24 protein-coding genes are annotated in these 23,022 nt (G+C 71.2%); 21 read left to right on the top strand and 3 right to left on the bottom strand.

Annotation, left to right across the window (positions count from 1 at the left end; genetic code table 11):
- Positions 1–5: 5 nt before the first annotated feature.
- Genes SSNG_RS06465 through SSNG_RS06455 form a run of 3 tightly spaced genes read right to left on the bottom strand, consistent with a single transcriptional unit; the run spans position 6 to position 2,558 of the window.
- Positions 6–497, bottom strand: a complete 492-nt coding sequence (locus SSNG_RS06465) for a hypothetical protein (protein WP_007263004.1) — start codon at positions 495–497, stop codon at positions 6–8.
- A 55-nt stretch (positions 498–552) separates the two neighbouring features.
- Positions 553–2,289, bottom strand: coding sequence for an FAD-dependent oxidoreductase (locus SSNG_RS06460; protein WP_007263003.1), 1,737 nt, complete (start codon positions 2,287–2,289; stop codon positions 553–555).
- The gene (locus SSNG_RS06455) at positions 2,286–2,558 is read right to left on the bottom strand and encodes a UBP-type zinc finger domain-containing protein (RefSeq protein WP_128637401.1); all 273 of its coding nucleotides are present in this window, start codon (positions 2,556–2,558) and stop codon (positions 2,286–2,288) included. The genes SSNG_RS06460 and SSNG_RS06455 overlap by 4 nt, the downstream gene beginning before the upstream one ends.
- A 277-nt stretch (positions 2,559–2,835) precedes the next feature.
- On the opposite strand from SSNG_RS06455, the gene SSNG_RS06450 reads away from it, so the two are divergent.
- From SSNG_RS06450 to SSNG_RS06350, 21 genes are all read left to right on the top strand, one after another.
- A complete protein-coding gene (locus SSNG_RS06450; RefSeq protein ID WP_042800624.1) occupies positions 2,836–3,660 on the top strand; it encodes a type 1 glutamine amidotransferase domain-containing protein in 825 nt (274 codons plus the stop codon).
- Between the two features lie 19 nt (positions 3,661–3,679).
- Positions 3,680–5,323 (top strand): thiamine pyrophosphate-binding protein, encoded by a 1,644-nt coding sequence (locus tag SSNG_RS06445; protein WP_007263000.1) that lies wholly within the window; start codon positions 3,680–3,682, stop codon positions 5,321–5,323.
- Between the two features lie 66 nt (positions 5,324–5,389).
- The gene (locus tag SSNG_RS06440) at positions 5,390–5,821 is read left to right on the top strand and encodes a nuclear transport factor 2 family protein (RefSeq protein WP_050779564.1); all 432 of its coding nucleotides are present in this window, start codon (positions 5,390–5,392) and stop codon (positions 5,819–5,821) included.
- 13 nt (positions 5,822–5,834) lie between these two features.
- The gene (locus SSNG_RS06435) at positions 5,835–6,290 is read left to right on the top strand and encodes a nuclear transport factor 2 family protein (protein ID WP_007262998.1); all 456 of its coding nucleotides are present in this window, start codon (positions 5,835–5,837) and stop codon (positions 6,288–6,290) included.
- Positions 6,291–6,306: 16 nt separating this feature from the next.
- Entirely contained in the window at positions 6,307–6,678 is a 372-nt protein-coding gene (locus SSNG_RS06430; RefSeq protein WP_007262997.1) for a nuclear transport factor 2 family protein, read from the top strand.
- A gap of 13 nt (positions 6,679–6,691) precedes the next feature.
- Positions 6,692–8,296 (top strand): GMC oxidoreductase, encoded by a 1,605-nt coding sequence (locus SSNG_RS06425; RefSeq protein ID WP_007262996.1) that lies wholly within the window; start codon positions 6,692–6,694, stop codon positions 8,294–8,296.
- Positions 8,289–8,900, top strand: a complete 612-nt coding sequence (locus tag SSNG_RS06420) for a DJ-1/PfpI family protein (RefSeq protein ID WP_007262995.1) — start codon at positions 8,289–8,291, stop codon at positions 8,898–8,900. Before SSNG_RS06425 ends, SSNG_RS06420 begins: the two co-directional genes overlap by 8 nt.
- The gene (locus SSNG_RS06415; RefSeq protein WP_007262994.1) at positions 8,900–9,358 is read left to right on the top strand and encodes a VOC family protein; all 459 of its coding nucleotides are present in this window, start codon (positions 8,900–8,902) and stop codon (positions 9,356–9,358) included. Before SSNG_RS06420 ends, SSNG_RS06415 begins: the two co-directional genes overlap by 1 nt.
- A 1-nt stretch (position 9,359) precedes the next feature.
- Positions 9,360–11,183, top strand: a complete 1,824-nt coding sequence (locus SSNG_RS06410; RefSeq protein WP_007262993.1) for an AGE family epimerase/isomerase — start codon at positions 9,360–9,362, stop codon at positions 11,181–11,183.
- 40 nt (positions 11,184–11,223) lie between these two features.
- Positions 11,224–11,562 (top strand): STAS domain-containing protein, encoded by a 339-nt coding sequence (locus SSNG_RS06405; protein ID WP_007262992.1) that lies wholly within the window; start codon positions 11,224–11,226, stop codon positions 11,560–11,562.
- The gene (gene glgX, locus SSNG_RS06400; protein WP_165364980.1) at positions 11,559–13,703 is read left to right on the top strand and encodes a glycogen debranching protein GlgX; all 2,145 of its coding nucleotides are present in this window, start codon (positions 11,559–11,561) and stop codon (positions 13,701–13,703) included. The genes SSNG_RS06405 and glgX overlap by 4 nt, the downstream gene beginning before the upstream one ends.
- A 26-nt stretch (positions 13,704–13,729) precedes the next feature.
- A complete protein-coding gene (locus SSNG_RS06395; protein ID WP_007262990.1) occupies positions 13,730–14,041 on the top strand; it encodes an STAS domain-containing protein in 312 nt (103 codons plus the stop codon).
- Positions 14,042–14,082: 41 nt separating this feature from the next.
- The gene (locus tag SSNG_RS06390; RefSeq protein WP_063749875.1) at positions 14,083–14,541 is read left to right on the top strand and encodes an ATP-binding protein; all 459 of its coding nucleotides are present in this window, start codon (positions 14,083–14,085) and stop codon (positions 14,539–14,541) included.
- Positions 14,523–15,782, top strand: coding sequence for a PP2C family protein-serine/threonine phosphatase (locus SSNG_RS06385; RefSeq protein ID WP_007262988.1), 1,260 nt, complete (start codon positions 14,523–14,525; stop codon positions 15,780–15,782). The genes SSNG_RS06390 and SSNG_RS06385 overlap by 19 nt, the downstream gene beginning before the upstream one ends.
- Positions 15,782–16,528 (top strand): MinD/ParA family protein, encoded by a 747-nt coding sequence (locus tag SSNG_RS06380; protein ID WP_042800621.1) that lies wholly within the window; start codon positions 15,782–15,784, stop codon positions 16,526–16,528. Before SSNG_RS06385 ends, SSNG_RS06380 begins: the two co-directional genes overlap by 1 nt.
- A gap of 69 nt (positions 16,529–16,597) precedes the next feature.
- Positions 16,598–17,338 (top strand): type 1 glutamine amidotransferase domain-containing protein, encoded by a 741-nt coding sequence (locus tag SSNG_RS06375; RefSeq protein ID WP_007262986.1) that lies wholly within the window; start codon positions 16,598–16,600, stop codon positions 17,336–17,338.
- 26 nt (positions 17,339–17,364) lie between these two features.
- Positions 17,365–18,849: an aldehyde dehydrogenase family protein gene (locus SSNG_RS06370; protein ID WP_007262985.1), complete on the top strand. Its 1,485-nt coding sequence runs from the start codon at positions 17,365–17,367 to the stop codon at positions 18,847–18,849.
- Positions 18,850–18,873: 24 nt separating this feature from the next.
- Complete coding sequence (locus SSNG_RS06365) at positions 18,874–19,494, top strand: NAD(P)-binding domain-containing protein (protein WP_007262984.1); 621 nt, start codon at positions 18,874–18,876, stop codon at positions 19,492–19,494.
- Positions 19,485–20,012: a (2Fe-2S)-binding protein gene (locus SSNG_RS06360; RefSeq protein WP_007262983.1), complete on the top strand. Its 528-nt coding sequence runs from the start codon at positions 19,485–19,487 to the stop codon at positions 20,010–20,012. Before SSNG_RS06365 ends, SSNG_RS06360 begins: the two co-directional genes overlap by 10 nt.
- The gene (locus SSNG_RS06355; protein ID WP_007262982.1) at positions 20,009–22,420 is read left to right on the top strand and encodes a xanthine dehydrogenase family protein molybdopterin-binding subunit; all 2,412 of its coding nucleotides are present in this window, start codon (positions 20,009–20,011) and stop codon (positions 22,418–22,420) included. The genes SSNG_RS06360 and SSNG_RS06355 overlap by 4 nt, the downstream gene beginning before the upstream one ends.
- Positions 22,417–23,022 (top strand): FAD binding domain-containing protein (locus SSNG_RS06350; RefSeq protein ID WP_050779563.1); only part of this gene is annotated, 606 nt, incomplete at its 3' end. The genes SSNG_RS06355 and SSNG_RS06350, both read left to right, overlap by 4 nt.

The raw sequence follows: 23,022 nt of genomic DNA, 5'->3' as shown, positions 1-23,022 counted from the left end.
TTCCGTCACTCGGACCCAGACTTCTGGAGGTCCGGGCCCTGGGCGCGCACCTGCCGCACCTTGTCGAGGGAGTCCCGCAGTTCGGCGAGCCAGGCGTCGGCGTTGTCGCCGACGAGGCGTACGCACCACGCCAGGGCGTCCGCCCGGCTGCGCGCCACGCCGCCGGCGACCAGGGTGTCGAGCACCTGGCGCTCGGACTGGCGCAGCCGGGTCATGACGGGGACGGCGAGGTGGGTGAAGAGGACCGTCTCCTCACCCGCCCGCACGCCCCAGGCGACCTTGCGGCGGTAGAGCTCCTCCGCCTCGCGGGCCACCTCCATCCGCTGTTCGCGGGTGCGCTCGCGGAACTCCTTGACGGACTCGGACGCCGGGACCCTGCCGACGACGGTGATCTCCTCCCGGTCGACGGTGACCGAGACGAGTGACTCGTAGACGTCCACCGGCAGGCGCTCGGCGAACCACGCGCGGAGCTTCTCGCTCTGTTCGGCTGTAATCATGTAATCAACGTTGCATCCGCTCTCCCCGTGATCGCAAGGCCTCTTCCGTTCGCTCTCAGCCCATCGACCGGTAGCGGTGGATCAGGGAGACCGCCATCGCGCCCTCGCCCACGCCCGAGGCGACCCGCTTGACCGAGTGGGCGCGCACGTCGCCCGCCGCGAAGACGCCCGGGACGCTGGTCTCCAGCGGGTAGGGCGCGCGCTCCAGGCTCCACTCCGCCGGGAGCTCACCGCCGTTGGCGATCAGGTCGGAGCCCGTGAGGACGAAGCCGTACTCGTCCCGCTCGACCACCCCGGCCAGCCAGTCCGTGTGCGGGCGGGCGCCGATGAAGGTGAACATGAACCGCGCCGGGACCTCCCGGTCCTCGCCCGTGTCGGCGTCGTGCAGGGTGATGCGCTCCAGGTGCTCCCCGCCGTGCAGGGCGGTGACGGTGGTGCGGACCTTCACCTCGATGTTGGGCGTGCGGTCGATCTCGTCGATCAGGTAGCGGGACATGCTCGCGTCCAGGGAGGCCGCGCGCACCAGGATCGTCACCCGGGCCGCGTACTTGGCGAAGTGGACCGCCGCCTGCCCGGCCGAGTTGGCACCGCCCACGATGAACACGTGCTGGGAGATGCAGGCCGAGCTCTCGGTGGTCGCCGCGCCGTAGTAGAGGCCGGCGCCCTCGAAGCGGTCCGCGCCGGGGGCCTCCAGGCGGTTGTACGAGACGCCGGTGGCCAGCAGCACCGTCTCCGCGCTGATCTCCGTCCCGTCGGCCAGGGTGAGGATCTTCGCCGGGTCGTCGCGGGTCAGGGAGACCACCTCGACGGGGTGCAGGATCTCCGCGCCGAACCGGGAGGCCTGGATGGTGGCCCGGCGGGTCAGGTCCCCGCCGGAGAGGCCCGAGGGGAAGCCCAGGTAGTTCTCGATCAGGCTGGAGGTGCCGGCCTGGCCGCCGGGGGCGCGGGAGTCCAGCATCAGCGTGGACAGGCCCTCGGAGGCCGAGTACACTCCGGCGGCCAGCCCCGCCGGGCCGGCGCCGACGATGACGCACTCGTAGTGCGGGCGGGAGGCGGTGGTGGCCAGGCCCAGCCGGCGGGCGAGTTCCGTGTCCGTCGGGGCGGTCAGCACCGAGCCGTCCGGGAAGCGGACCAGTGGGAGCGCCGCGTCGGCCGGCGCGGCGGCGATCACCGTCAGCGCCTCGGGGTCCCGCTCGACGTTCAGGAAGCGGAACGGCTGCCCGTTGCGGGTGAAGAAGTCCCGGACGGCGTGGGTGCCGGGGGAGACCAGGTGGCCCGCGACGATGATCCCGTCGTAGGCGGGCCGGTAGGTGGCCAGCCAGTCGGAGAGCAGGTCGTCCAGCACCGGGAAGAGCCGCTCGTGCGGCGGGTCCCACGGCTTGAGCAGGTAGTAGTCCAGCCGTACCCGGTTGATGGCGGTGATGGCCGCGTCGGTCTCCGCGTACGCCGTGAGCAGGACCCGGCGGGCGTCCGGGAAGCGGCTGACCGCCTCCAGCAGGAACTCCACCCCGGTGACGTCGGGCATCCGCTGGTCGACGAGGAACAGCGCGGGGTCGTGGCCGCGCTCGTCGAGCGAGTCCAGGATCTTCAGCGCGTCGGCGGCCGAGGAGGCGCCGAGCACCCGGTAGCGGTCGCCGTAGGCGCTGCGCAGGTCGCGGCGGACGGCACGCAGCACCTGCGGGTCGTCGTCCACGGCCAGGATGACGGGCTTGCGGCTCTCGGCGCGCTCGGCGGTGCCCGCGGCGGCCGGCTTCGTGGCGGGGGCGGCGGCGCCCTCCGGGGCCGCGCTCACGCCGGGTCCAGCATCAGCTGGTCGGCGTAGCACCAGGCCCAGTCCTCGCCGGGCTCGTGCGAGGCCGCGACCGGGTGGGCGGTCGACTTGTAGTGCCGGGTGGCGTGGCGGTTCTTCGACGAGTCGCAGCAGCCGACGTGCCCGCAGCTCAGGCACATCCGCAGGTGCACCCAGCCGTCACCCAGCCGCAGGCACTCCTCGCAGCCCTCCGCGGATGGCTTCACCGGACGTATCTGGTCGATGTGGGTGCACAACAAATCCATCGTCATCGTCCCCGTCCCTCTCCTCGCGCATTCGTACGCCCCGTCGCGCCCGTCCATCACGGCGCGTCCAGACCATAAGTCGGGGACCCCCGAACGGTTCACCGATCCGGCCGAGGTCAGGAAGTCCGGCGGGTACTTCCTGACCTCGCCGGGCGACTACGTGAGGTGGTGCCACGACCTTGCCCGCTACCTCACGAAGTCGCATTCACGCACTTTGACGAGGGCCCCGGGCGCACGCAGTGTGGGGGACGCAAACGACAACAGGCGGCGCCTGGAGGAATCTGTGAGCAGAAAGATTCTGGTCATTGTCTCCGAACACGGCTACTGGTCCGAGGAACTGATCGGACCCGTTTCCAAGTTCGACGAGCGGGGCTACGAGATCGTATTCGCCACGCCGACCGGAAAGCGCGCGCACGCACTTCCGCCGAGCCTCGACGCGAACTACGTCGACCCCCCGCTGGGCCGCTCGGTGACCACCGAGGAGAACGCCCGGCTGGGCCGCGAATTCGAGCAGTCGAACCGGCTCGACTCACCGCTCGACATCGAGGCGTGGGTCCCCGAACGCCCGTACACGAGCGACGAGGGATACCTGCGCAAGCTGGAGCAGTACCACCGGGACCTGGACAAGATCGACGCCGACATCGCGGACTACGACGCGATCCTCATCGTGGGCGGCAGCGGTCCGATCGCCGACCTCGCCAACAACGAGCGGGTGCACGCCCTGATCCTGGCCTTCAAGAAGGCCGGCAAGGTCGTCGCCGCCGAGTGCTACGGCGTCGCCTGCCTCGCCTTCGCCCGTGACTGGGGCGACCGCAAGAGCATCATCTGGGGCAAGCACGTCACCGGCCACTGCAAGGAGTACGACTACAAGGACGGCACCGGATTCCTCGGCACCGACTTCAACATGGGCCCGCCCCCGTATCCGCTGGAGTACATCCTGCGCGATGCGACCGGCCCGCGCGGTGCCTATCACGGGAATTTCGGCCACCCGCTCTCGGTGATAGTCGACTATCCCTTCGTGACCGGCCGCTCCACCCCCGACTCGTACCTCACGGGGCAGAAGATCGTGGAAGTCCTGGAGGAAGGTCTCACCCGTTACGGGTGGTAGCGGAAAGAGGGGGAGTCCGATGAGTACCGAAGCCACTCCCGGACGGGAAAGGCTCATCGAACAGTTCAAGGCCGACGGTCTGAACGTCATGTTCGGAAATCCGGGAACGGTGGAACAGGGATTCCTCGACGCGGTGGACGCGGCGGCGGACTTCCAGTACGTCCTCGCCCTCCAGGAGACCGTGGCCGCGGGCATCGCCGACGGCTATGCCCGCGCCACCGGCGGCGCGGCCCTGCTCCAGCTGCACTCCGGAGTGGGGCTGGGCAACGGCATCGGCATGCTCTACCAGTCGCTGCGCGGCCACACCCCGCTCGTGGTGGTCGCCGGCGACGCCGGGGTGCGCTACGACGCCATGGACGCGCAGATGGCCTGCGACCTGGTCGCCATGGCCAAACCCGTCACCAAGTACGCGACCCGGGTCACCGACCCCCGCTCCGTGCTCCGCACGATCCGGCGGGCCGTCAAGATCGCCCTGACCCCGCCGCGCGGGCCGGTGTTCGTGGCCCTGCCGATGGACGTGCTGGACGAGCTCAACTCCGAGCCCGTCCTGCCCGCCACGGTGCCGCTCACCGACGTGGCGCCCTCCCCGGCCTCGATCGGACGGGCGGCCGAGCTGCTCGCCGACGCCGAGCACCCGGTGGTCCTCGTCGGGGACGGGGTCGCGCTCTCCGGGGCGCAGGCCGAACTCGCCGCCGTCGCCGAGCTGCTGGGCGCCGACGTGTACGAGGTCGACTCGTCCGAGGTGAACATCGCCGCCTCGCACCCGCTGCGCCGCGGCCAGACCGGCCACATGTTCGGCCCGCACAGCAAGGAGCTGGTCGGGCGGGCGGACGGGGTGCTGATCGTCGGCACCTACGTCTTCCCCGAGGTGTTCCCCGAACTGGAGAACCCCTTCCGGCCCGGCGCCAAGGTCGTGCACATCGACCTCAACGCCTACGAGATCGCCAAGAACCACCCCGTGGACCTGGGCCTGGCCGCCGACCCGCGGCAGGCGCTGCGCGCGCTGGCCGGCGTACTGGAACAGCGGCTGCCCCCGGCCCGGCGGGCGGCGGCCGCCGCACGGCTGGACGTACGGACCCGCGAGCGGGACCGGGCCGCGCTGGAGCGGACGGACGACGACACGCCGATGGCCGTCTTCCTGCGGACGCTCGCCGAACGCACCCGCGGGGACCTGATCGTCTTCGACGAGGCGCTCACCACCTCCCCGCTGGTCACCCGGCACCTGCCGCCCGAGCGCCCCGGCGACTACCACCTCACCCGCGGCGGCTCGCTCGGCGTCGGCTTCCCGGGAGCGGTCGGCGCCAAGCTCGCCCACCCGGACCGGCTCGTCGTCGGCTTCGCGGGCGACGGCGGGTCGATGTACACCTACCAGGTGCTGTGGACGGCGGTCCGGCACGGCATCGCCGCCAAGTTCGTGGTCTGCAACAACCGCAAGTACCGGCTGCTCGACGACAACATCGCCCAGTACTGGCGGGAACGGGACATCGCGGAGCACGCCTTCCCGGGCTCCTTCGACCTCTCCCGCCCCGAGATCGACTTCGCCGGGCTGGCCCGGGCACTGGGCGCCGAGGGGACACGGGTGGAGAAGCCCGACGAGGCCGCGGCCGCCGTCACCCGGATGCTGGCCCACCCCGGCCCGTACCTGGTCGACGTCCAGGTCTGAGCAGTGCCCGCACCCGGCCCGGCCGGGGCACACCACGCGACACACCGACGGACAGGAGGAGACCGCATGCCCGCCGAGCGGCTGACCGAGGACGCGATCCGCGCCTTCGCCGAGAACTGGTACGTGGCCCTGGACCGGCACCTCCCGCTGGACCAGGTCCTCGCCCTCATCACCGAGGACCTGGAGTTCAAGGTCCCCGAGGACACCTTCCTCGGGCACCAGGGCTTCGGCCGCTGGTACGACGCCGTCACCCACCGGTTCTTCGACGAGGTGCACACGGTCACCAAGGTGGAGCCCGTCATCGAGGGCGACCGCGCCATCGTCCGGGTCCTCGTCAACTGGCAGGCCAAGATCTGGGACCCGCCGGCCGCCCGCAGCCAGTGGCTGGGCTTCGACGCCGACCAGACCTGGACGCTCGTCGCCGGCGACGACGGCCCGCTGATCAAGCAGTACACCGTCAACGAACTGGCGCCGATGCCCGGTTCGGGCTCGCTCTGAGGGGGCCGCGGCGATGACCGGAGTGACACGCGAGCGGGTCGAGGCCGCCTACCGGGCGCTGGGCTCCGGCGACCGCGCCCGGATCCTCGACTACTACGCCGAGGACCTGCGCTGGCTGGTGCCGGGCAACCACCCGCTCGCCGGCTGGTACGAGGGCCTGGACGCCTTCCTGGAGCTGATGGGCCGGACCCACAAGCTCACCGGCGGCACCTTCCGGATGGACCTGGAGGCGGTCCTCGTCGGGGAGGACTGCAGCGCCGACGTGTGCCGCAACACCGCCCTGCGCGACGGAGCCGACTCGGCGGCCGGCTCCCCGTACGAGCGGATGGACTACCAGGTCTTCCACTTCATGCGGTGGCGGGACGGCCGGATCACCGAGGGCCGCGACGGGCTCTTCGGGGACACGGCGGCCGCCTTCAGCCAGTTCTGGGCACCGTTCGCGCCGGACGGGACCCGCAGGGACCGATAGGGGGATGAGAGACGCGATGGACGCCCGAGAGATCCTGACCAAGTACTACCAGTACGCCAACGCCGGGGACTGGGACCGCTGGTGCGACCTGTTCGCCGACGACCAGGTCATGGACGAGCAGCTCGCCGGACACATCGAGGGCCTGGAGACCCTGCGCTCGATGATGAAGGGCATGGGGACCATGTACCGGGTCTTCCGCAACGAGCCCGTGCACTTCCTGGTCGACGGGACCAAGGCCGCGGCCGTCTCCCACCTCAGCGCCGTCAGCGCCTCCGGCGAGGCCATCGAGGCCGAGGTGATGAACTACTTCGAGATCGTGGACGGACGGATCGCCTACATGGCGAACTACCACGACACCGCCCCCTTCCAGGTGCTGAGCCAGGACTGAGGGGACCGGACTCGTGGCCACGCAGCAGTACGACTACGTGATCGTCGGCTCCGGCACCGCCGGCAGCGTCCTCGCGAACCGCCTCTCCGAGGACCCGGACGTCTCCGTCCTGGTCCTGGAGGCCGGCGGCCCCCGCATCCCGCCCGAGGTGGACGACCCGTCCTCCTGGTACAAGCTGCTCGGCGGGCCCGTCGACTGGGGCTACACCAGCGTCCCGCAGCCCGGTCTCGGCGGCCGCCGTACGTACGAACCGCGCGGCAAGGCCCCCGGCGGCAGCAGCAACCTCTACATCATGATGCACATCCGGGGCCACGCCTCGGACTTCGACAACTGGGCCTACCAGGGCGCGGCCGGCTGGGCGTACGAGGACGTCCTGCCCTACTTCGCCCTGCTGGAGGGCCAGGAGGACGCCACCGCCGCCACCACCGGCACGACCGGGCCGCAGCGGATCACCAACGCCGGACGGCACGGGCCCAACCCGGTCTCCCGCGCCTTCATCGACGCCGCCGTCGAACTGGGCCACCAGGAGATCGCCGACTTCAACACCGACGGCCCCCGGCGCGGCCTCTTCGGCACCGGCTGGCACCACATCGACGTCGCCGACGGCCGCCGCCAGGGCACCCTGGCCGCCTACCTGGAGCCGGCGCTCGTCCGACCCAACCTGACCCTGCGCACCAGCGCCCAGACCACCCGGCTGCTCTTCGATGGGGACACCTGCACGGGCGTCGAGTACGCCCAGCTCCAGCCGCCGGCCGACGTCCCGGGCCGCACCGTCCGCGACGGCCACAGCGCCGCCGGGGCCCCCGGGCTCCACACCGTACGGGCCCGGCGCGAGGTGATCGTCGCCGCCGGCGCCATCGAGTCGCCGAAGCTGCTGCTGCTCTCCGGCATCGGGCACCCCGAGCGGCTGCGCGAGCACGGCATCGCCGTCACGGCCGCCGTCCCGGGCGTCGGGGAGAACTTCCACAACCACGTCCTGACCGGGCTGATGGCCGAGGTCACCCAGGAACTCCCGCCCCCGGCACAGAACCTCTCCGAGAGCGCCCTGTTCCTGTCCTCCCGGCCCGGACTGCCCGCCCCGGACCTCCAGATCGCCTTCGTCCACGTCCCGTTCGACGTGATCGTCGGCAAGGACCACCCGAACACCGTCTCCATCCTGCCCGGCGTCGTACGCCCCGTCTCGCGCGGCTGGATCCGCCTCGCGAGCGCCGACCCGCTGGCCCACCCGCTGATCCACCCGAACTACCTGGGCGACCGGTGGGACCTGGAGCGGATGGTGCAGGGCGTCAAACTCGCCCGGGAACTCTTCGCGACCTCCGCCTTCTCGCCCTGGTACAAGCAGGAGCTCCAGCCCGGCCCGGGCTTCGTCTCCGACGAGGAGCTGCGGACCTTCGTACGGCAGAAGTCGGAGAGCTACCACCACCAGGCCGGCTCCTGCCGCATGGGCGTCGACGACCTCGCGGTCGTCGACCCCGAGCTGCGGGTGCACGGCGTACGGAACCTGCGCGTCGTCGACGCCAGCGTGATGCCCGCCGTCCCGTCGGGCAACTGCCACACCGCCATCGCGATGATCGCCGAGCGCGCGGCGGACTTCCTGAGGGGGATCTCCCGTGCCTGACGTGGTCCTGCGCGAGGGGGCGCTGACCGGGACCAGGATCGCCGTCCTGGTCGAGAGCGACTTCTACGAACCGGAGATCTTCTACTACCAGCGCCGGTTCGCCGAGGAAGGGGCCGAGGTCGACTTCCTGACCCGGCTGTGGGGCAACGACTCCATCACCTTCACCGGGCACGAGTACCGGGCGCCCTTCACCGCGACCAAGTCCCTGGAGGGGCTGGACGACGAGGAACTGCGCCGCTACGCCGCGTTGATCGTGCCCTCCGGCATGGTCGCCGACCGGCTGCGCTACACCGAGGACGTGGACGTCCTCGCCCCGGCGACCGAGTTCCTGCGCCGGGCCTTCGAGGAGCCGACCGTCCTCAAGGGGATCATCTGCCACGGCATGTGGCTGGCCTCCTCGATCCCGGACAAGGTGCGCGGCCGCAAGGTCGTCTGCCACAACAACCTCATCGGGGACGTCCGCAACATGGGCGCCCAGTACGTCGACGAGGACGTGGTGGTCGACGGCGACCTGGTCACCGGCCGCACCGGCGCCCACCACCACCTCTTCGCCCGCCGGATCATCGAACTGCTCGCCGCGGGCCGGGGCCGGGGGAGCACCTGATGGGGGCCCTGGTCTGGTCGCACGTCGGCCTCAACTGCGCCGACCAGAAGACCACCGAGGAGTTCTACACCCGGTACTTCGGTTTCACCCGGGCCCGGGTCGTCGACCTCGGGGACTCACGGATCGTGTTCCTGCGCAAGGGGGACGCGTACCTGGAGCTCTTCGCGGCGGCCGCCGAACCGGCCCGCCCCGCGCATGTGGGGGTCCCCCCAGCGGTAGCTGGGGGAGACGGCCCGCCGGCCCCGGGCCGGATACGCCACCTGGCCTTCCAGACCGACAGCGTCGACGCCTTCCTCGCGGAGCTCGGCGACGCGGCCGAGGTGACGCTGGGACCGCTGGACTTCGACGACTTCATCTGCGGCTGGCGGACCGTCTGGGTGCGCGACCCGGACGGGGTGATCGTCGAGGTCAGCCAGGGGTACGAGGACGACCGCTCACACGACAAGGACGGTGCATGACATGGCGGGCTCGCTGACCTTCTCCTTCTCCGACACGATCGCGGGCTACGTCGTCCGCTTCGACTCCTCCGCCCGGCTGCTGCGGCTGAAGACCACCGACGACCGCGAGTTCGAGGTCTCCCTCGCCTCCGGCCCCAGCGCCGAGCTGGTGCGCAACCTCGACGAGCCGTACGTCGACGCCTCCGGGCACGTCGACGAGATGCTCTCCCCGGGCCGGTTCCTCTTCGCCTACGGCGTCCACTACCCCGAGCAGGGCGGGCGCTTCGACGCCAAGCGGCTGGTGTTCCTGGGCCGCGGCGCCGAGGACTACCGCTTCGAGGAGGCCGGCTGGTGGATCCGGCAGATCGAGTCGCTGGCCGACTTCTACAAGCGCGCCCAGTTCGGCGACGGCCCCGTGGACTTCACCGAGTACCGCACCGAGATCCGCCTCGGCGGAGACAAGACCGCCAGCCACGTCCAGGAGACCGACACCATCTCCCGCCTGGTCTACGGCATGGCCTCGGCCTACCTGCTCACCGGCAAGGACGAGTACCTGGAGATCGCCGAGCGCGGCACCGAGTACCTGCGCAAGCACATGCGGGTCGTCGACAGCGAGGAGGACGTGGTCTTCTGGTACCACGGCATCAGCGTCGACGGCGACAGCGAGCGCAAGCTCTTCACCTCGGAGTTCTCCGACGACTACGACGCGATCCCGATGTACGAGCAGATCTACGCGCTGGCCGGCCCCATCCAGACCTACCGGATCACCGGAGACGTCCGGATCAGGAACGACGCCGACGCCACCATCCGGCTCTTCGACAAGTTCTTCAAGGACGAGGAGCAGGGCGGCTACTACTCGCACATCGACCCGATCCTCTTCAGCGCCGACCACGAGTCCCTCGGCGAGAACGCCGAGCGCAAGAACTGGAACTCGGTCGGCGACCACGCGCCCGCGTACCTCATCAACCTGTACCTGGCGACCGGCGAGCAGAAGTACGCCGACTTCCTGGAGTACACCTTCGACACCATCGCGGACCGGTTCCCGGACTACAAGAACAGCCCGTTCGTCCAGGAGCGCTTCTTCCGCGACTGGTCGCACGACACCGCGCACAGCTGGCAGCAGAACCGCGCGGTCGTCGGCCACAACCTGAAGATCGCCTGGAACCTGATGCGGATGAACTCGCTGAAGGCCAAGCCCGCGTACGAGCAGCTCGCCCGGAAGATCGGCGAGATCATGCCGGCCGTGGGCAGCGACCGGCAGCGCGGCGGCTGGTACGACGTCGTGGAGCGCGTGAAGGAGGGCGACCAGGAGGCGTACCGGTTCGCCTGGCACGACCGCAAGGCCTGGTGGCAGCAGGAGCAGGCGATCCTCGCCTACCTCATCCTGAACGGCACGGTCGGCGGCGACGCGAACCTGCGCGAGGCCCGGCAGGCCCAGGCCTTCTACAACACCTTCTTCCTCGACCACGACGAGGGGGCGGTCTACTTCAACGTGCTCGCCAGCGGTACGCCGTACCTGCTCGGCACGGAGCGGCTCAAGGGCAGCCACTCGATGTCCATGTACCACTCGGCGGAGCTCTGCTACCTGGCCGCCGTCTACAACAACCTTCTCATCAACGGCCGGGAGATGGACTTCCACTTCCAGCCCGACCCGACCGACCTGCCCGACCGGATCCTTCGCGTCTCGCCCGACCTGCTGCCCGCGGGCTCGGTGCGGATCGCGTCCGTGGAGATCGACGAGAAGCCCTACGAGGAGTTCGACGCCGAGGCGCTGACCGTCCACCTCCCCGACGTCCAGGGCCGGGTCAAGGTCAAGGTCCGGCTCCGGCCGGTGAACAAGCAGTAGTGCCCACGGGGGGCGCCCCAACAAGAGGGGAAAGCAGGCAATGAGTCTGAACGTGAAGGAACGCCGGAACAAGACGGCCACCGTGCTCGTCGCCACCGGCGAGATCAACAGCGAGACCTCCGGCACCCTGCTGGAGGCCCTGCTGCCGCTGGTCCGCGAGGGCCGGCCGCTGCGCATCGACCTGACCGCCGTCACCTACGTCTCCAGCGCCGGGCTGCGCACGCTGCTCGTCGTCTACCGCGAGGCGCAGCACGCCGGGGTCGCGGTCACCCTGTACGGGGTGAGCGAGGAAGTCCGGTTCGTCATGTCGGCCACCGGGTTCCTCGACTTCTTCGAGACCGGTGAGGCGGCCGCCACCAGGGCCGGGGCCGCGCGATGAGCGAGGCCCGCTCCGAGCAGGTGCTGCGCGTGGACGCGTACCCCACCCACGAGGTGGGCGGGTACCGCGTCCGCGCGGGCAAGCCGTTCCCCTTCGGGGCCAACGTGGTCCCCGGCGGGGTCAGTTTCTCCGTCTTCTCCGACCAGGCGACCTCCATGTCGCTGGTCATCTACAAGCGCGGAGAGCCCGAGCCGATGGCCGAGCTGGAATTCCCCGAGGAGTTCCGCACCGGCAGCGTCTTCTCCATGACGGTCTTCGGCCTCGACCACGAGAACATCGAGTACGGGTACCGGGCCGACGGCCCCTACGACCCGGCCACCGGCCACCGCTTCGACGCCCGGCAGGTCCTCTCCGACCCCTACGCCCGGCTGATCGCCGGCCGCGACGTGTGGGGCGTGGAACCGGACCGCAGCCGCGGCTACCAGTACCGCTCGCGGGTCTGCCTCCAGGACTTCGACTGGGGCGACGACACGCCGCTGCGGATCCCCGCCGAGGACCTCGTCGTGTACGAGGCCCACGTGCGCGGCTTCACCCGGCACCCCTCCTCGCAGGTCACGGCCCCCGGCACCTTCGCGGGGCTGCGGGAGAAGATCCCGTACCTGAAGGACCTCGGGATCAACTGCATCGAGCTGCTGCCCGTCTTCGAGTTCGACGAGAGCGACAACCCGCGCAGCAACCCCGAGACCGGCGAGAAGCTCTACGACTACTGGGGCTACAACACCGTCTCCTTCTTCGCGCCGAAGGCCGGATACGCGGCCACCGGACGCTACGGGATGCAGGGCGACGAGTTCCGCACCCTGATCAAGGACCTGCACGCGGCCGGCATCGAGGTCATCCTCGACGTCGTCTTCAACCACACCGCCGAGGGCAACGAGCAGGGCCCCACCATCTCCTTCAAGGGCCTGGACAACGCCACGTACTACATGCTCACGCCCGAGGGGTACTACTTCAACTTCAGCGGCACCGGCAACACGGTCAACTGCAACCACCCCGTGGTCCGCAACTACGTCCTGGACTGCCTGCGCCACTGGGTCGCCGACTACCACATCGACGGCTTCCGCTTCGACCTCGCGGCCATCCTCGGCCGGGACCTGGACGGCACCCCGCTGCCCAACCCGCCGCTGCTGGAGATGCTCGCCTTCGACCCGGTGCTGCGGCACACCAAGCTCATCGCCGAGGCGTGGGACGCCGGCGGCCTCTACGAGGTCGGCAACTTCCCGGCGTACGGGCGCTGGGCCGAGTGGAACGGCAAGTACCGCGACACCGTCCGCCGCTTCCTCAAGGGCGACCCCGGCGTCACGGGCGAACTCGCCACCCGCGTCGCGGGCTCGCCCGACCTCTACTCCGGCCGCGGGACCTCCGCCTCCGTCAACTTCCTGACGGCCCACGACGGTTTCAGCCTGGCCGACCTGGTCTCGTACAACGACAAGCACAACGAGGCCAACGGCGAGGGCAACGGCGACGGCGCCAACGACAACAACAGCTGGAACTGCGGGGCGGAGGGGCCGACCGACGACCCCGCGATCAACGCGCTGCGGCTGCGCCAGATGAAGAACGCCCTCGCGATCCTCCTCACCAGCCAGGGCATCCCGATGCTGCTGTCCGGGGACGAGGTCGCGCGGACCCAGCAGGGCAACAACAACACGTACTGCCAGGACAACGAGCTGTCCTGGTTCGACTGGGACCAGGTCGACGAGAACGCCGAACTGCTCCGCTTCACCCGCCAGATGATCGCCTTCCGGGGGCACCACCGCGAGCTGCGCTCCACCTCGCACCCCACCGGGCGGCTCCGGGACGGCCTCGGTCTGCCCGACATCAGCTGGCACGGGGAACGGGCCTGGCAGCCCGACTGGTCGGCGGACAGCCGGCTGCTGGCGGTGGCCCGCTGCGGCACCGGCGACCAGGACGTGGTGTACGTGGCCATGAACTCCCACTGGGAGGCGCACGACCTGGAACTGCCCGCCCTGCCCGGCGGCCGCAGCTGGCACCTGTTCGCCGACACCGGCGCCGAGGCACCGCACGACATCCGCACGCCGGGGGCGGAACAGGAGCTCGACAACGCCGGCAAGTACCTGATCGGCCCGCGCTCGGTCGTGATCCTGGTCGGCCGCGCGACCGGACCCGAACCCGGGGACGACTGACCCGTCCAGACCGAAGGAGACCTGACATGCCGCTTTCCGTGTCCCTGAGCATCGAGGGCGACACCACCGTGATCGAACTGACGGGCGAGCTGGACGCCAAGACCGCACCCGAGTTCCACCAGACGATCGAGAAGGCCGCCGGGCACGGCACCGGCACCGTCGAGATCCGCATGGCCGGGGTCGGCTACATGGCCAGCGCCGGCCTGCGCTCCCTGGTCTTCGCCCAGCAGAAGGTCGGGGGCGAGGTCACCATCAAGGTGACCGGCGCCATCGAGCCCGTCGCCCGGACCATCCGTACGGCGGGGCTCGACCGCAGCATCGTCCTCTCCGATGACTGAGTCGCCGATGACCGGTCAGGGCGCCCGGAACGGTGACTGAGATGGTGGAACTGGCGAGGAAGCCCGCCGTGCTGGACGTGCCCGCGACGGTGGGGGCACTGGGCGAGATCGCCGCGTTCGTCCTGCGGCTGGCCGGCCGGGCGGGCCTCGGCAAAGGGGCCACGTACCGGATCCGGCTGGCCGTGGACGAGCTGGCCACCAACATCGTGATGCACGGGTACCGGGGCGGCGACGGACGGATCACCGTCCGCGGCCGGCCCGGACCCGACGGGGTGCGGATCGTCATCGAGGACACCGCCCCCGCGTTCGACCCCGTCGCCGGCCGCCTGCCCCCCGCCCCCGGGATCCCCCCGGAACGGCGGAGGGTGGGGGGCCTCGGCATCCACCTGGCCCTGACCAGCGTGGACTCGTACGCCTATGCCCGCAGGGACGGCCGCAACATCAGCACGCTGACCGTGAAGGCCGACGAGGGGACGGACGCATGCCCTCCACGACCGTGATCATCCTGGACGTGTACCCGCCGCCGCCCATCGAACTGCTGGACGCGCTGCGCCGGATGGACGCCGAGCTCGTCCCCCGCACCCTGGGGGAACTGCTGCGCGGCCGCCTCGAACTGCTGCCCGCCGCGGACGTGCTGCTCGCCCCGGCCGAAGCCGACGGGGAGACCGTACGCAGCGCCGTGCGCCGGCTGCGGCGCTGGGCCGGTGCGCCCATCGTCGTCGTCTGGACCGTCCGGGACTTCGCCGCCCTGGAGCGGCACGTCCGCCTCGGCCACGACTACCTCGTCCCGCCCTTCCTGCCCGCCCTCGTCGGAGCCCGGCTGCACACCTGCACCGAACGGGCCGGACTCGGCCGCACCCTGCGCGAGGCCGACGCCCGCGCCGAACTCATGGGGTACGAGAAGGAGCTGGAGATCGGCCGCGAGATCCAGGCCGGCTTCCTGCCCGAGGCACTGCCCGTCCCCGACGGCTGGGAGATCGACGTCCGCTTCCGGCCCGCCCGGCAGGTCGCGGGGGACTTCTACGACGTCTTCGAGATCTCCCGGGGCCGCCGCCTCGCGGTGGTCGTCGCCGACGTCTGCGACAAAGGAGTCGGCGCGGCCCTGTTCATGGCCCTCATCCGCTCCCTGCTGCGCCACACCGCCGAGAACAGCGGACTCCAGCACCTGATGGCCGCCGGCCGCACCGGCGGCAGCCGCCGCACCCCGGTCGTCGGCGCCACCCCGCTGCTCAACGCGGTCACCGCCACCAACGGCTACCTCACCCGCAACCACCTGCGGCAGGGCTACTTCGCCACCCTGTTCTTCGGCGTCCTGGACCCGCTGACCGGCAGCCTCGTCTACATCAACGGCGGCCACAACCCGCCGCTGCTGCTCTCCGGCGACGGCTCCGTGCCCCGGACCCTGGAGGTCACGGGACCGGCGGTCGGGGTGCTGCCCGACTGCGTCTACACCCTCGGCTACGCCCAGTTGAACCCGGGCGACACCCTCTTCGTGTTCACCGATGGAGTGCCCGAGGCCCGCTGCCCCGACGGCAGCTTCCTCGGTGACGAGAGGATGCTGGAACTGCTCGCCGGCCCCCCGGCGAGCGGCCGGGACGCGGTCGACCTCATGGACCGGGCGGTGCGCGAGCACACCGGCACCGCCGAACAGCACGACGACGTCACCATGCTGGCCGTGCACCGGCCGCGTGCGGCGCGGGGGCCGCACGCGGACGACGCCGGATACCAGGTGGTGGCGTGATGACCCGGACCATCGTGGTGCACTCGCACCGCGGCGGCACCGGGAAGTCCGCGGTGCTGGCGAACCTCGCGCTGCTGCTGGCGGCCGCGGGGCGCCGGGTGGGGATGGTCGACACCGACCTCCAGTCGCCCACCCTGGACCAGCTGTTCCGGCTCGGTCCCGGCACCGGCTCGCTGGCCGACTACCTGCTCGGCCGCTGCGAGATCGAGACCGCGGCCCGGGGCACCGCCGTGCCCGGGCTGTACGTCGTACCGGCCCGGACCGGGACGGCGGCCCTGCGGGAGCTCATGACCACCGGGTACGACGTGGGAATGCTCCCGGAGGGGTTCGACCGGCTGGCGGAGAGCCACGCGCTCGACTTCCTGCTGCTCGACACGCACGCCGGGCTCAACAACGAGTCGGTGACCGCCATGGGCAGTGCCGACGTCGTACTGATCATGGCGAGGGCCGACCGGGTCGACCTCTCCGGAGCGGAGGAGACCATCGCCCTGGCCGGGCGGCTGGCCTGCCGGCGGGCCCTGGTGCTGAGCATGGCACCCGAGGGCGTGGACCGGCGGGAAGTGGCCCGCAGGGCCGAGGAGGTATACGGCGCCCCCCTGGCCGGAATTCTCCCGTACGTTCCGGAAATGGCGTCCCTCTACGGAGAGCGCATATTCGCGGAAGCCCTTCCCGACCACCCCCTGGTCGGTGAATTCCGCACCATCCTCACGGCGTTGGGCGCACGTGACGAAGTATCGCGGGCCTGACGCCGTCCCCTTACGCCCCTCACGCAGGGGCGTGTTGAATCGGCAGCGATCCAGAACAAGGAGAGAATCATGAGGATTCTCGTCGTCGTGACGGCGAAGGCCACCCTCCACCTGCTGGACGGGGAACAGCACCCCTCGGGATTCTGGGCCGAGGAATTCGCCGTCCCCTACACCCTCTTCCGATCGGCCGGCCACACCGTCGACGTGGCGACGATCGGCGGCCGGGCCCCCACGGTCGACCGGACCAGCATCGACCCCGCCTTCCTGCGGTGGGTCCGCCCCGAGGGCTCCCCGGACGAGGACGCGGCCAACGCCGCCGAGTACGTCCGCGTCATCGAGCAGACCCCCCAGCTGAAGAACCCCCTCGCGGTGGAGTCCCTCGGCGAGAAGGACGTCGCCGAGTACGACGGCATCTACATCAGCGGTGGCCACGGAGCCATCGGCGACCTGCCCAAGTCCGACGAACTGACGCAGCTCCTGCGCTGGGCCATCGCCCAGGACAAGCCGATCGCCACCGTCTGCCACGGGCACACCGCACTGCTGTCCCTGCGGGACGGCGAGGGCCACTGGCCCTTCGAGGGATACCGGATGACCGCCTTCTCGCACGACGAGGAACTGGTCACCAACATGGCCGGCCGGCTCCCGCTGATCCTGGAGGCCGAGCTGACCAGACTCGGCGCCCGGTACGAGAAGGCCGACGCGATCTGGGACTCGCACGTCGTCGTGGACCGCAGGCTCACGACCGGTCAGAACCCCTACTCCTCCAAGGCCCTCGCCGAGACCTTCTTGCGGCAGCTCGCCGAGGGCTAGCCCCCGCCACACCGGAAGGTGCAGCCATGACCAAGCGCGTGCTCAGCGACCACCCCCTGGCCAACCCCGGGAAGCTGTTCATCGGCGGCCAATGGGTCCCCGCCCGGGACGGCCGTACGGAGCCGGACATCAGTCCGATCGACGGCCAGGAGATCGTGCCGGTCGCCCAGGCCGCCGCGACCGACGCCGACGCCGCCGTCGCGGCCGCCCGCGCGGCCTACGAGGAAGGCCCGTGGAGCCGGCTGTCCGCCCAGGAGCGCGCGCTGCGCCTGAACCGCGTCGGTGAGCTGATCGAACGGGACCTGGAGGAGATAGCCCTGCTGGAGACGGTGGACATGGGCAAGCCGTTCGCCTTCTCCAGCACCGTCGACGCACCCATGGCCGCCCAGCTGATGCACTACTACGCCGGCGCGGTCACCCGGGTCGACGGCTCCTCCCGGGCCCCCGCCGGCGGACAGCTCGCCTACACCCTGCGCGAACCCCTCGGCGTGGTCTGCGCCATCACCCCCTTCAACTTCCCGCTCCTGCTGTCCATGACCAAGATCGCCCCGGCCCTCGCGGCCGGGAACACGGTCGTCCACAAACCCTCCCCGGCCACCCCGCTCACCGCCCTGAAGATCGCCGAGCTCTTCCAGGAGGCGGAGATCCCCGACGGCGTCCTCAACGTCGTCACCGGTCCCGGAGTCGAGCTGGGGGAGACCCTCACCGGCCACCCCGACATCGACAAGATCGCCTTCACCGGCTCCACCGCGGTCGGCCAGTCGATCATCCGCAAGTCCGCGGGCACCCTGAAGAAGGTCACGATGGAACTCGGCGGCAAGTCCGCCAACATCGTCTTCGCCGACGCCGACCTCGACGCCGCCGAGGAACTCGCCTTCTTCGGCATCTACTACAACAAGGGCGAGATCTGCACCGCCGGCTCCCGCCTCCTGCTCCAGCGCCCGATCCACGACGAGCTGGTCGAACGCCTGGTCCGCCGGGCCGCCGCCCTCAAGCCCGGCGACCCGCGCGACCCGGAGACCCTCTTCGGGCCGCTCGCCCACCGCGCCCAGTTCGACAAGGTCAGCTCCTACATCGAGGTCGGCGAGAAGGAAGGCGCCCTGCTGCGCACCGGAGGCACCGGCTGGACCCCCGAAGGGGCCTCCAGCCAGGGCCTGTACTTCCTGCCCACCGTCTTCACCGGCGTCGACAACGGCATGCGGATCGCCCAGGAGGAGATCTTCGGCCCGGTCCTGTCGATCATCCCCTTCGACACCGAGGAGGACGCCGTGCGCATCGCCAACGACAGCGCGTACGGCCTCGCCGCCGGGGTCCACACCAAGGACCTGCGGCGGGCCCACCGGGTCGCCTCCCAGATCAAGGCCGGGACGGTCTGGGTCAACTGCTACAACCAGTACGACCCCTCGGTGCCCTACGGCGGCTACAAGGCCTCCGGCTACGGGCGCGAGTGCGGACCGGAATCCCTTGAGAGCTACACCCAGACCAAGTCGGTCTGGATCGGCATGGACTGACACCACACCATCGAGGAGCCACTCATGCGGACAGGCGTCATCGGCACCGGCCGGATCGGCTCGACCCTCGCGCGGATCCTGGTGGCCGCCGGCCACCCGGTCGTCCTCGCCAACGCCACCGGGCCGGGCTCGCTCGCCCCGCTCCTGGCCGAACTCGGCCCCGCCGCCACCGCGGCGCACCCCGTCGAGGCGGCGGGCGAAGCCGACCTGCTGGTGCTGATGGTGCCCTTCGCCGGCGTGCGTGGGCTGCTGCCCCCGCACACCGTGCAGGACAAGGTGCTGGTGGACGCCACCAACGCGTTCAGCGGCCCCGGCACCCCCGCCGACCTCGGCGGGCGCGGATCCAGCGAACTCGTCGCCGAGTGGTACCCCGGCGCCCGGGTCGTGAAGTCCCTGAACACCATGCACTTCGAAACCCTCGCCGTCGCCGGCACCGCCTCCGGCCGCACGGCGTCGGAGCGCCTCGCCCACTACACGGCGGGCGACGACGCCAAGGCGAAGGAAATCGTCGCCGGAATCATCACCGACCTCGGATACGCCCCCGTCGACACCGGCCCGCTGCACTCCGGAGGAATCCTCCAGCAGCCCGGCGGTCCCCTCTTCAACCGGTCGCTCACGGAAGCGCAGGCGCTCGCATGGATCTGACGCGCATCGAACTCACCCTGCACGTGAACGGAAGACCCGAGGAGTTCGCGGCCCCGCCGAGCGAACTCCTCGTGGAACGGCTCCGCGACGGACTCGGCCTCACCGGCACCAAGGTGGGCTGCGACACCGGCCAGTGCGGGACCTGCGTGGTCCGCCTGGACGGCAGGTCCGTCAAGAGCTGCCTGATCCTCACCGCCTCCGCCGCGGGCTCCGAGGTCACCACCATCGAGGGCGTCACCGCCCCCGGTGGAGAGCTGACCGGCCTCCAGGAGGCACTGCGCCAGGAGCACGGAACCCAGTGCGGCTTCTGCACGCCCGGCATGGTGATGGCCCTCGGCGAACTCGTCGAGACCGCGCGCGCCGAGGGCGCCGCCGGCGGCCCGCCGCCCACCGAGCCCGAGATCCGCGAATGGCTCACCGGCAACCTGTGCCGCTGCACCGGCTACCACAGCGTCGTCCGGGGCGTGCAGCGCGCCTGCCGCCTCCTCGCGACTCTCGAAGGGGCGGTGCCACGATGACCACCACCGCCCCCGAACAGGGGTCCCAGGAGCCGGCCGGCGTCCTCGGCCGGCCCCTCGACAGCCGGGAGGACCCGGGGCTGCTGCGCGGCGAAGCCACGTACGTCGCGGACATCGACCTGCCCGGCACCGTCCACATGGCCATCCTGGGCAGCCCGGTCGCCCACGCCAGGATCCTGTCCATCGACACCAAGGCCGCCGAGCAGCTCCCGGGCGTCCTGAAGACGGCCACCGCCGCCGACTTCCCCGACGTGATGCCGCTGCCCTGCATCTGGATACCCGGCGGGGTCGAGAGCCACTTCCCGCCCCACCCCTACGGCCTGCCCGGCGCCCGCCCGGTGCTCACCGGCGACACCGTCCGCCACGTCGGCGACCCGATCGCCGTCGTCGTCGCCGAGACGGCGCGCCAGGCCGCCGCCGCGCTCGCCGCGATCTCCGTCGAGTACGAGCCGCTGCCCGTGGTCACCCGCGCCGACCACGCCCTCGCCGAAGGCGCGCCCCAGCTCCACGAGGCCGTCCCCGGCAACCTGAACGCGTACTGGACCTGCGGGGACAAGGACCGCACCGACGCGGCCGTCGCCGCCGCCGAGGTCACCGTCGAGCTGGACCTGGTCAACCAGCGCACCATCAACAGCCCCATCGAGCCGCGCGGAGCCGTCGGCGTGTACGACCCGGCCACCGGCGAGTACACCCTCCACGCCTCCACCCAGGGCCCGCACAACCACCGCTTCCTGCTCGCCGCGCTGGTCCTCGGCATCCCCTTCAACAAGCTCCGGGTGATCGCCCCGACCGTCGGCGGCAGCTTCGGCACCAAGGGCTACCTCTACCCGGACATGGCACTGGTCCTGCTGCTGTCCAAGGCGCTCGGCGGCCGACCCGTCAAATGGGTCGACACCCGCACCGGCCTGATGAACTCCACCGTCCAGGGCCGCGACCACCGCCAGCACGTCACCCTCGCCGGCACCCGCGACGGCCGCATCACCGCCGTGCGCTGCACCAGCTACGCCAACCTCGGCGCCTACCCCTCCACCATCGGCCCCGGAGTCGCCACCGCCCTGATGGGACGCTCCATCAGCGGCATGTACGACATCCCCGCCGCCTTCTGCGAGGTGTACGCCGCCTTCACCAACACCGTCCCGCTCGGCGCCCAGCGCGGCAGCGGGCGCGCCGAGGCCGCCTTCCTGATGGAACGGCTCGTCGACCGCTACGCCGCCGAGATCGGCATGGACCCGGCGGAGGTCCGCCGCCGGAACCTGGTGCCCAAGGAGAAGTTCCCGTACGACAACGGCCTCGGCTGGACCTACGACTCGGGCGACTACCGGCTGAACTTCGACCGCGCGATCGAGCTGTCCGGCTACGCCGACATGCCCGCCCGCAAGGCCGCTGCCCGCGCCCGCGGCAAGCGCCTCGGCGTCGGCATCGCCACCTACGTCGCCGTCTGCGGCGTCGGCCCCTCCACCCGGATGTCCAAGGAGGGCATGCTCGGCGGCACCTGGGAGAGCGCCAACATCCGCGTCCACCCCACCGGCGAGGTCACCGTCACCGTCGGCTCCGCCTCCACCGGCCAGAGCCACGGCACCGTCTTCGCGCAGGTCGCCGCCGACGAACTGGGCATCGACCCCGCCCAGGTCCAGGTGTACGAGGGCGACACCCTCAAGGCCCCCTACGGGCAGGGCACCTACGGCTCCCGCTCCTACAGCATGGCCGCCCCCGCCATCGCGCTCACCGCCCGCAAGATCAAGGCCAAACTGGTCCGGGCCGGAGCCGTCTTCCTCGGCGTCCCCGAGGAACGGGTCGTCTACGCGGACGGCGGCGTCCACGAGGAGGGCAACCCGGACAACGCCAAGACCTTCGCCGAACTGGCCATGGCCATGTGGTACGGCTGGGGACTGCCCCCGGAGATCGAGCCGGCCCTCGACGAGACCACCCACTTCGACCCGCCGGACTTCAACTACCCCTTCGGCACGCACATCGCCGTCGTCGAGGTCGACGAACTCACCGGCGAGACCGAGGTCGTCGACTACACCGCCGTCGACGACGCCGGAAACATCGGCAACCCGAAGGTGGTCGCCGGCCAGATCGAGGGCAGCATCGTGCACGGCCTCGGCCAGGCCCTGATGGAGGCCGCCGAATACGACGAGAACGGCGTCCTCATCAGCTCCGACCTGGAGAGCTACGCCCTGCCCCGCGCCACCGACGCGCCCTTCTTCACCCTCGGCAGGACCGTCACGCCCTCCCCGCACAACCCGCTCGGAGCCAAGGGCGCCGGGGAGATCGCCACCGTCCCGCCCGCCGCCGCCGTCGTCAACGCCGTCGTCGACGCCCTGTCCGACCTGGGCGTACGGCACATCGACATGCCGCTCACCCCCGAAAAGGTCTGGCGCCGCCTGAGAGGGGAAGCCCCGTGATCCTCACCGACTTCGACTACGCCCGCCCCGCCGCCCTGGACGAGGCCCTCTCCCTGCTCGCCACCCCCGGCGCCCGCGTCCTGGCCGGCGGACAGAGCCTGCTGCCCGGGCTGCGCACCGGCGCGGAGCGGGCCCGGCTGCTGGTCGACGTACGGCACCTGGCGGAGCTGCGCGGCGTCGGCCGGGCCGGCGGATCCCTGCGCGTCGGGGCCCTGACCACCCTCGCCGAACTCGCCGCCCACCCGCTGGTGCTCGCCGAGGCACCGGAGCTGGCCGCCGCCGCCCGCGCCAACGGCGACCCCCAGGTCCGCAACCTCGGCACCGCCGGGGGCAACCTGGCCGCCGCCGGACGCGCCACCGACCTGCCCGCGGCGGCCCTGGCCGCCGACGCCCGGGTGGAACTCGCCGGCCCCGTCGGGCGCACCACCGTCACCGCCGAGCGGCTCGCCGCCTCGGGCGTGCCCGCCGGATCGGTGGTCACCGCCCTGCTGGTGCCCGCCGCGGGCCCCGCCGCCGCCTTCGAGAAGGCCGCCGACCGGGCCACCCGCTACCCGCTGTGCGCCGCCGCCGTACGCGTCACCCCCGACGGGCCGCGGATCGCG

Source organism: Streptomyces sp. C (assembly GCF_000158895.1).
Lineage (GTDB): Bacteria > Actinomycetota > Actinomycetes > Streptomycetales > Streptomycetaceae > Streptomyces > Streptomyces racemochromogenes.
This window is presented reverse-complemented; position numbering and strand designations above follow the sequence as displayed.